The sequence below is a fragment of the Ramlibacter sp. genome (assembly GCF_035706265.1).
Lineage (GTDB): Bacteria > Pseudomonadota > Gammaproteobacteria > Burkholderiales > Burkholderiaceae_C > Ramlibacter.
This window is the reverse complement of record NZ_DASSVG010000180.1, coordinates 1-7,658: the sequence shown is the minus strand read 5'-3', so window position 1 is coordinate 7,658 and position 7,658 is coordinate 1. Positions and strand designations below refer to the sequence as shown.

The following is a 7,658-nucleotide window of genomic DNA, read 5'->3' as shown; positions in this document are numbered from 1 at the left end:
GCAGCCGCGCCCCCGGCGGCGGCGCCCGCTCCTGCCGTCGCCCCCGCGCAGGCGGGGGCCCAGGGCGCGCCCGGCGCGCGGGGCAGCCTCATCGGCAGCGCCGTGGTCCAGGCGATCGAGATTCCCGTCGCCGCCGAGGTGCCGGCCGAGCGCCAGGGCTGGATGGCGCGCCTGACCGAAGGCCTGAAGAAGACCGGCTCCAGCCTCTCGCAGGTCTTCACCGGTGCGCAGATCGACGAAGCCCTCTACGAGGAACTGGAGACGGCGCTGCTGCTGGCCGACACCGGCGTGCCGGCCACCGAATTCCTGCTGGCCGAAGTGCGGCGCAAGGTCGCCGCCACCGGCGCCACGCGCCCGGTGCAGGCCAAGAACATCCTGGTGGACGCGCTCACCCAGCTGCTGCGCCCGCTCGAGGGCCAGCTCACGATCGGCGAGCACCAGCCGACCGTGATCATGGTCGCGGGCGTCAACGGCGCCGGCAAGACCACCTCGATCGGCAAGCTCACCAAGCACCTGGCCGACGACGGCGAGACGGTTCTGCTGGCCGCCGCCGACACCTTCCGCGCCGCGGCGCGCGAGCAACTCGCCGTCTGGGCCGACCGCAACAAGGTGGAGATCGTCAGCCAGGAAGGCGGCGACCCGGCGGCGGTGAGCTTCGATGCCGTTTCGGCCGGCAAGGCGCGCGGCAAGGACGTGGTGATCGTCGACACGGCGGGGCGTCTGCCCACCCAGCTGCACCTGATGGAGGAGCTGAAGAAGATCCGCCGCGTCGTGACCAAGGCCGAGGCCAGCGCACCGCACGAGGTGCTGCTGGTGATCGACGGCAACACCGGCCAGAACGCACTGCAGCAGGTCAAGGCCTTCGACGCCGCCCTGCAGCTCACGGGCCTGGTGGTCACCAAGCTCGATGGCACGGCCAAGGGCGGCGTGCTGGCGGCGATCGCGAAGGAGAAGCCGGTGCCGGTGTACTTCATCGGCGTGGGCGAGAAGCTGGAGGACCTGGAGACCTTCAGCGCACGGGAGTTCGCGCTGGCACTGCTTTCTTGAAGCAATCGGGGCGATTCCGCGGCTTGGGCGCCGAGAGGGCGGACCCGTAGGCTAATGCTGAGCCCTTCCGGGGCGCCAGCCTCGGAACGCCGAAGCCCAGCGCTTCGCGGCGCTCGCGCAGCGCTGGGCTTCGGCGCTGCCGCGCGCTCAGCTCCAGCCTACCAGCTCAGCCCCGCGGATAAGACGCCTCACAACCCCAGGCTCTCCCGCGGATCCTCCGGCAGCGCCACCTCGCTGCGCACCCAGTCGTAATACGCCTCCCCCGCCTGCATCCGCACCGCCACGAACTGCGGCAGGTCGTACGGATGCTGCTCGCGCAACAGCGCCTGCAGCGCCTCGGCGCACCCGGGCAGGGTCTTGATCGTCAGGCGCACCTCCGCCTCCTCGCAGTCTCTGCCCTCCCAGCGGTAGAAGGAAGTGAGCCCCTCCTCCACCTGCACGCAAGCGCCCAGGCGGGCCTGGACGATGGCGCGGGCCAGTTTGCGGGCGTCGGCGGCGGAGCCGACGGTGGTGGTCACGGCGAGGATGTCGCGGCCTGGGCTGTTTTCCATGGGGCGGGCCCTCCAGAAGCGCGATTGTCGCCCCGGGGGCTTGCAGTCGTGCCGCCCGGCCCCATCTGCCCCTGCGAGCGTTGCTGTCCCTGAAGCTCGGCACCCGTCCTCCAGGGCAGCGCAGACGCTCCCCTGGAAGCCCTTGCCGACCTCCGGTCGGCACTCATGCCTACGGAACCAAGGCCTTAGCACTCCGTCTAACAGAGTGCTAATATTTAACGAGCAGAAGGAGTTTCCGGTATGTCCTCAACCAATGGAGCCTCGGGTACCACGGCGTTGGCGCTGTCCAATCCGTGGGCCGTCGTTCCGTCGCTGGGCAACCTGGACGCATACATCTCGGCGGTCAACCGGCTGCCGATGCTGACGGCGGAGGAAGAATACGAGTACGCGAAGAAGTTCCGGGAGCACAACGACCTGGAAGCCGCCGGAAAGCTGGTGCTCTCGCACCTGCGCCTGGTGGTCTCGGTTTCGCGCAAGTACCTGGGCTACGGCCTGCCCCATGGCGACCTGATCCAGGAAGGCAACATCGGCCTGATGAAGGCCGTGAAGCGGTTCGACCCCGAACAAGGCGTCCGGCTGGTCAGCTACGCGCTGCACTGGATCAAGGCCGAGATCCACGAATACATCCTGAAGAACTGGCGCATGGTCAAGGTCGCCACGACCAAGGCCCAGCGCAAGCTGTTCTTCAACCTGCGTTCGATGAAGCAGGGCTTCAAGGACGAGGCCGATGCGGAGACGCACCGCGACACGCTCACCGACGCGCAGATCGACGTGATGGCGCGCGAGCTGAACGTCAAGCGCGAGGAAGTGATCGAGATGGAGACCCGCATGTCGGGCGGCGACGTGGTGCTCGACCCTGCGCCCGCCGACGACGGCGAGGAAGCCTTCGGCCCGATCGCCTACCTGGCCGACGCCAGCCACGAGCCCACGGTGGAACTGGAAGGCCGCGAGCGCGACGTGATGGCCACCGACGGCATCCGGGCCGCGCTGGAGCAGCTCGATCCGCGCAGCCGCCGCATCGTCGAGGAGCGCTGGCTGAAGGTGAACGACGACGGCTCCGGCGGCATGACGCTGCACGAGCTGGCGGCCGAATACGGCGTTTCGGCCGAGCGCATCCGCCAGATCGAGGTGGCGGCAATGAAGAAGATGAAGAAGGCGCTGGCGGCTTACGCCTGATCACATTTTTTCCACGGAAACCCGGCGCAAGCCGGGTTTTTTGTTGTATCCACGCCGATCCGCGGACTTTTGCACGCTCGGGGTTGAGCTTGCTCGGCCACGGGCCGCCACAATGGGTCGGATGACGAGGAGGGGTTGGACGCTGCACGCCTGGTGCGTGCTCTGGCTGTGGATCGCACTCTCCTGGGCCGCGGTCGGCGCCCACGCGGCCGACGCCGAGGCGCATCCCGCCCTCCCGAGGGTCACCGTCGACGGCAGCACGGAGACCCTGCTCAGCGAACGGAGCCTGTACTGGATCGACGAGAGCGGCTCGCTTTCGATCGACCAGGTGCAGGCGCGGGCGGACGACCTGCCGTGGCGGGTGCGCCGGCGCGAGAACCAGCGCGCGCCCGCCGGCACCTTGTGGATCACGTTCGAGGCCGTCACGCCGCCCGGCCTGCCCTGGTTCCTGGAGATCGGTGCCTCGGTGAACGACCGGGTGCAGCTGTTCTACCGCCGCTCCGGCGCGTGGGTGCTGCAGCAGGCCGGCACCGGCCTGGACGTCGCGGAGTGGCCGGTGCCCGGCCGCCTGCCCACGTTCGCGCTCTCTCCCGACGCGGGCCAGCCGGTGCGCTACTGGCTGCGGGTGGACGACAGCCACGGCGACTTCGCTGCCCCGCTCGCGCTGCTGCGGCAGGACGTTCTCCTGAAGCACCGCGAGCTCGAGGAGTTCGTGCTGGGCTGCTACTTCGGCGTGCTGGTCCTCGTGGCCTTCGCTTCGCTGGTCAACGGGCTCGCCTTCCGTGACCGCGCCTCGCTGGTGTTTGCCGTCTGCATCCTGCTGCTGGGCCTGGGCCAGCTGGGGCGCAGCGGCCTGGGGGGGCAGCATCTCTGGCCCGAGATGAGCCGCCTGAACGACGCGGCGCTGGAGTTGTGGCCGGGCGCGGGCGTGGCCGCCGGCCTGTGGCTGGTGAAGATCATGGCCGACCCCGCCCGCCTCTCGCGCGGGCTGGACCTGGGCGTGTGGGGCCTGATCGCGGCGCTGCTCGGGGCCACCGCGGTCCACATGGTCGTGGACAACGCCGCCAGCCTGACGCTGGTGCTCTCGCTCAGCGGCCTGGCGCTGGTCGCCGTGCTCAGCATGGTGCTGTGGGGCTGGCTGGGCAGCCGGGACCGCCACTTGCGCCTGGTGGCCATGGCCTTCGCGCCACTGGTGATCCTGGCGCTGTTCCCTCTCGGGCGCGACCTGGGCTTGCTGCCGGCCAGCGTGCTCACCCGCTTCGGCGCCTATTTCGGCACGCTGCTGGCGCTGCCCATGGTCTATTACGCCGTCAACATGCGGCTGATGGCGCGCCGCGAAGCGGAGCTGCGGGCCAACGCGCTGGTGCGGGCGGATCCGCTCACCGGCCTGCCGCACCTGCAGGCAATGACCGAGCGGCTCGAGAGCAGCCTGCTCCATGCCCGGGCGCAGAGGCAGAACTGCGCGCTCCTGTGCATCCGGCTGTCGAACCTGGAGACGATCCAGGAGGAATTCGGCCGCGAAGCGGTGGACAAGGCGCTGGTGATCACCGCCTCGCACCTGCGGCGCCTGAGCGCCGGCTACGACATGGCGGCGCGGGTCGGTCCGCGCGAATTCGCGCTGCTGATGGAAGCGCCGGCGACGCGCGAGGCGGCGATCTCGCGCGCGCAGCAGCTGGTGGCCTGCGGCCTGCGCGAGGTGGCCGCCCTGCCCGGCGTGCTGCTGCGCTACCACGTCACCTGGACCCTGCTGCCGCGCCCCCGCCTCGACGGCGCCGCCACGGTGCAGTGGGCCGTCGACGGCCTCGACCAGATCACCCCGGAGACGCGCAAGGCGATCCGGTCGATGGAGATGATGGAAGAGAGCGCACTGCGGTAGCTTGCCGACGGCCGGTGCCTCGTAGGCTGGTGCTGAGCCTCGCGAAGCCCAGCATGCGCGAGCGCAGCGAAGCGCCGCCGCGCGACCGGCCTACCCCTGCAGGATTAGCTTGAGATCGTCCGCCAGCGCCTGCGCCCCCGCCCCATAGCGCACATACAACCGCAGCCGCCCCTTGGGGTCATACACATAGCTCGCGGCCGAATGGTCCATCGTGTAGCTGCCGGGCGTGCTGCCCGGCACCTTGCGGTAGAACACCTTGAAGTCCTTGGCCACGGCGGCCGTCTCCTCCGGCGTGCCGCGCAGTGCGATGAAGTCGGGGCCGAAGTTCTGCACGTAGGCCTTGAGCACCTCCGGCTTGTCGCGCTCGGGGTCGAGCGAGATCAGCACCGGCTGCACCTTGCCGCCGTCGGGCCCCAGCAGCTTCTTCGCCTCGGCGATCTCGGCCAGCGTCGTGGGGCAGGCGTCGGGGCACTGCGTGTAGCCGAAGAAGACGACGACGGCCTTGCCCTGGAAGTCCTCCACGCTGCGCGGCTTGCCTTCGGTGTCGGTCAGCTTGAAGTCGCGGGCGTAGTCGGCGCCGGTGATGTCCACCGCCTTGAAGGCCGGCTTCGGTTCCACGCCGCAGCCGGCCAGCAGCGCGGCGGCGCCGCAGAGGGTGAGGAGGTCACGTCTCAGCATGCTCAGAGCAGGTAATGGTCCACCAGCAGGGCCGCGAACAACGCGCTCAGGTGGATGAGCGAGAAGCGGAACGTCTTGCGGGCCAGGGCGTCGGAGTACTCGCGCCACAGCCGGAAACCGTACCACGTGAAGCCGACGCTGAGGATCAGGGCCGCCGCGAGGTAGAACCAGGAGCTCATCCCGTAGGCGAAGGGCATCAGGCAGGCCGCGAACAGCACGATGGTGTACAGCAGTATCTGCAGGCGGGTGAATTCATTCCCGTGCGTCACCGGCAGCATCGGCAGCCCGGAGCGGCGGTAGTCCTCCACCCGGTACAGCGCCAGCGCCCAGAAGTGCGGCGGGGTCCACAGGAAGATGATCAGGAACAGGATCAGCGCTTCCGGCCCGACGTCGCCGCGCAGCGCGGCCCAGCCCAGCACCGGCGGCATTGCGCCCGAAGCGCCGCCGATCACGATGTTCTGCGGCGTCAGCGGCTTGAGGATCACGGTATAGACCACCGCATAGCCGATGAAGGTGGCGAGCGTGAGCCACATGGTCAGCGGGTTGACCAGGTCGTACAGCATCCAGGAGCCGATCGCGCACAGGATCGCGGAGAAGGTCAACGCCTGGCGGTCGCTCAGCTCGCCCTTGGCGGTGGGGCGCCAGGCGGTACGGCGCATCTTGGCGTCGATGCCCTTCTCCACCAGGCAGTTGAAGGCCGCGGCGGCGCCGGCCACCAGCCAGATGCCGACGGCGGCGATGGCGCCGATGCGCACGTCCTCCAGCGTGGGCAGGCCGGGCACGGCGAGCACCATGCCGATGACCGCGCAGAACACGATCAGCTGGATCACGCGCGGCTTCATCAGCGCGTAGTACTGGCGCGCGATGGAGGCGTTCATGCCGACACCTCGCGCGCGTCGCGGGACTCGGTTGCCGCGACCGGCGCCGCGCGGCTCTCGCGCAGTGCCCAGGTGAGCGCCACCACCAGCGCCGCCGCGCCGCCGGTGTGGGCGACGGCGGCGATCAGCGGCCAGCCCAGCACCACGTTCGACAGCCCGGTGGCGAACTGCCACGCGAGCAGCAGCGCGATCGTCCGCGCGCTGCGATGCAGCGGCCCCGAGCGCAGGCGCCAGGCCAGCACGCCCAGCACCACGAACACGGCGTAGGCCACCAACCGGTGGGTGTAGTGGATCGCGGTGAGCGCCGCGAAGTGGATGTGCTCGCCGGCGCCCGTCATGCCCAGCGGCCGCCACAGCTCGAAGCCCTGGCGGAAATCCATGGCCGGCCACCAGCTGCCCTGGCAGGCCGGGAAGGTGCTGCACGCGAGCACCGCGTAATTGGTGCTCACCCAGCCGCCCAGCGCCACCTGCAGCCACAGCAGCACGTAGGCGGCCACCAGCCAGTGGCGCGTGGAGGCGGGAAGGACGAACGCACCGGTGCCGCGCTGCGCCTGCCGGTAGGCCACCGCCTGCATGGCGAGCAGCGCGAGCAGCACCAGGCCCCCCAGCAGGTGCAGCGTGACGATGGCAGGGAACAGCTTCATCGTCACCGTCAGCGCGCCGAAGGCGCCCTGCAGGCAGACCCAGGCGAAGGTGAAGGCCGGCCAGCGCGGTTGCACCGGCACGCCGCGCTTGCGCTGCAGCCAGGTGGCGACGGCCAGCGTGGTGATCAGCACGCCCACGCCAGTGGCCAGGTAGCGGTGGATCATCTCCACCCAGGCCTTGCCGTGCGTGACCGGCCCCGTGGGCATGCGCGCCTCCTCGGCGCGGATCTGGTCGAGCGCGCCGGTGGGGCTGGCGTTGCCGTAGCAGCCGGGCCAGTCGGGGCAGCCGAGGCCGGAATCCGTCAGGCGCGTGAAGGCGCCGAACAGCACCAGGTCGAAGGTGAGGAAGAGCGTCAGCAGCGTGAGCGCGGCGAGCCGTTGCGCGGGCGCGGCCTGCTTGTTGCGCAGCCACACCCAGGCCAGCGGCCCCGAGGCGACGGCGATCCCCAGCAGGGCCAGCCGCAGCACGGGGCTCAGGTCGTACAGCGAAGCGTCGGCCATCGCGTCAGTTCGCGGCGCGCCCCGGCTGGTCCCAGCCGGCGGAGGCGCGCATCAGGCGCTCGAGATCCCTGCGCACGTTGCCGGCGCCGGCCAGGTCCTGCGTGGGCGGGAAGCGCATCATCCAGTGGCCCATGGGGTCCACGATGTAAAGGTGATCGCCCAGCTGGTGGCCGCGCGCGGGCGCGAGCCACTGCGCGAGCTGCGCGCCGTCGACGCGCAGCACCGTCGCTTGCGCGAGCGCGGGCAGGAGACTCTCGCGCACCGGCTCACACAAGCAAGTAAGGACCGAATTCTCACCTTCGACGAA

Annotated in this window: 7 protein-coding genes and 1 pseudogene; 3 read left to right on the top strand and 5 right to left on the bottom strand. The window is 70.2% G+C overall.

All coding sequences use genetic code 11. The features are described 5' to 3' along the window. Positions 1-1,047: signal recognition particle-docking protein FtsY (ftsY, locus tag VFM98_RS06790; protein WP_414708993.1), on the top strand; the 1,047-nt coding region annotated here is incomplete at its 5' end. Between the two features lie 188 nt (positions 1,048-1,235). Here the strand turns inward: ftsY and cutA are convergent. Further along, complete coding sequence (gene cutA, locus VFM98_RS06785) at positions 1,236-1,598, bottom strand: divalent-cation tolerance protein CutA (RefSeq protein ID WP_325109149.1); 363 nt, start codon at positions 1,596-1,598, stop codon at positions 1,236-1,238. Positions 1,599-1,838: 240 nt separating this feature from the next. Between cutA and rpoH the strand changes: the two genes are divergently transcribed. Both rpoH and VFM98_RS06775 read left to right on the top strand, forming a co-directional pair. Further along, a complete protein-coding gene (rpoH, locus tag VFM98_RS06780; RefSeq protein WP_325109148.1) occupies positions 1,839-2,774 on the top strand; it encodes an RNA polymerase sigma factor RpoH in 936 nt (311 codons plus the stop codon). 121 nt (positions 2,775-2,895) lie between these two features. Then, the gene (locus tag VFM98_RS06775; RefSeq protein WP_325109147.1) at positions 2,896-4,650 is read left to right on the top strand and encodes a sensor domain-containing diguanylate cyclase; all 1,755 of its coding nucleotides are present in this window, start codon (positions 2,896-2,898) and stop codon (positions 4,648-4,650) included. A 90-nt stretch (positions 4,651-4,740) separates the two neighbouring features. Here VFM98_RS06775 and VFM98_RS06770 read toward each other — a convergent pair whose 3' ends face one another. The 4 genes and pseudogenes from VFM98_RS06770 to VFM98_RS06755 form a co-directional block, all read right to left on the bottom strand. After that, positions 4,741-5,328: an SCO family protein gene (locus VFM98_RS06770; RefSeq protein WP_325109146.1), complete on the bottom strand. Its 588-nt coding sequence runs from the start codon at positions 5,326-5,328 to the stop codon at positions 4,741-4,743. Positions 5,329-5,330: 2 nt separating this feature from the next. Beyond that, entirely contained in the window at positions 5,331-6,206 is an 876-nt protein-coding gene (gene cyoE / locus VFM98_RS06765) for a heme o synthase (RefSeq protein ID WP_325109145.1), read from the bottom strand. Beyond that, positions 6,203-7,351, bottom strand: a complete 1,149-nt coding sequence (locus VFM98_RS06760) for a COX15/CtaA family protein (protein WP_325109144.1) — start codon at positions 7,349-7,351, stop codon at positions 6,203-6,205. The genes cyoE and VFM98_RS06760 overlap by 4 nt, the downstream gene beginning before the upstream one ends. Before the next feature lie 4 nt (positions 7,352-7,355). Continuing rightward, a pseudogene (locus VFM98_RS06755) lies at positions 7,356-7,658 on the bottom strand (hypothetical protein); the annotation flags it as partial.

Coding starts and splice junctions, on each gene's coding strand:
- VFM98_RS06775 (WP_325109147.1), top strand. CDS start 2,896: ATGACGAGGAGGGGTTGGACGCTGCACGCCTGGTGCGTGCTCTGGCTG.
- VFM98_RS06770 (WP_325109146.1), bottom strand. CDS start 5,328: ATGCTGAGACGTGACCTCCTCACCCTCTGCGGCGCCGCCGCGCTGCTG.
- cyoE (WP_325109145.1), bottom strand. CDS start 6,206: ATGAACGCCTCCATCGCGCGCCAGTACTACGCGCTGATGAAGCCGCGC.
- rpoH (WP_325109148.1), top strand. CDS start 1,839: ATGTCCTCAACCAATGGAGCCTCGGGTACCACGGCGTTGGCGCTGTCC.
- VFM98_RS06760 (WP_325109144.1), bottom strand. CDS start 7,351: ATGGCCGACGCTTCGCTGTACGACCTGAGCCCCGTGCTGCGGCTGGCC.
- cutA (WP_325109149.1), bottom strand. CDS start 1,598: ATGGAAAACAGCCCAGGCCGCGACATCCTCGCCGTGACCACCACCGTC.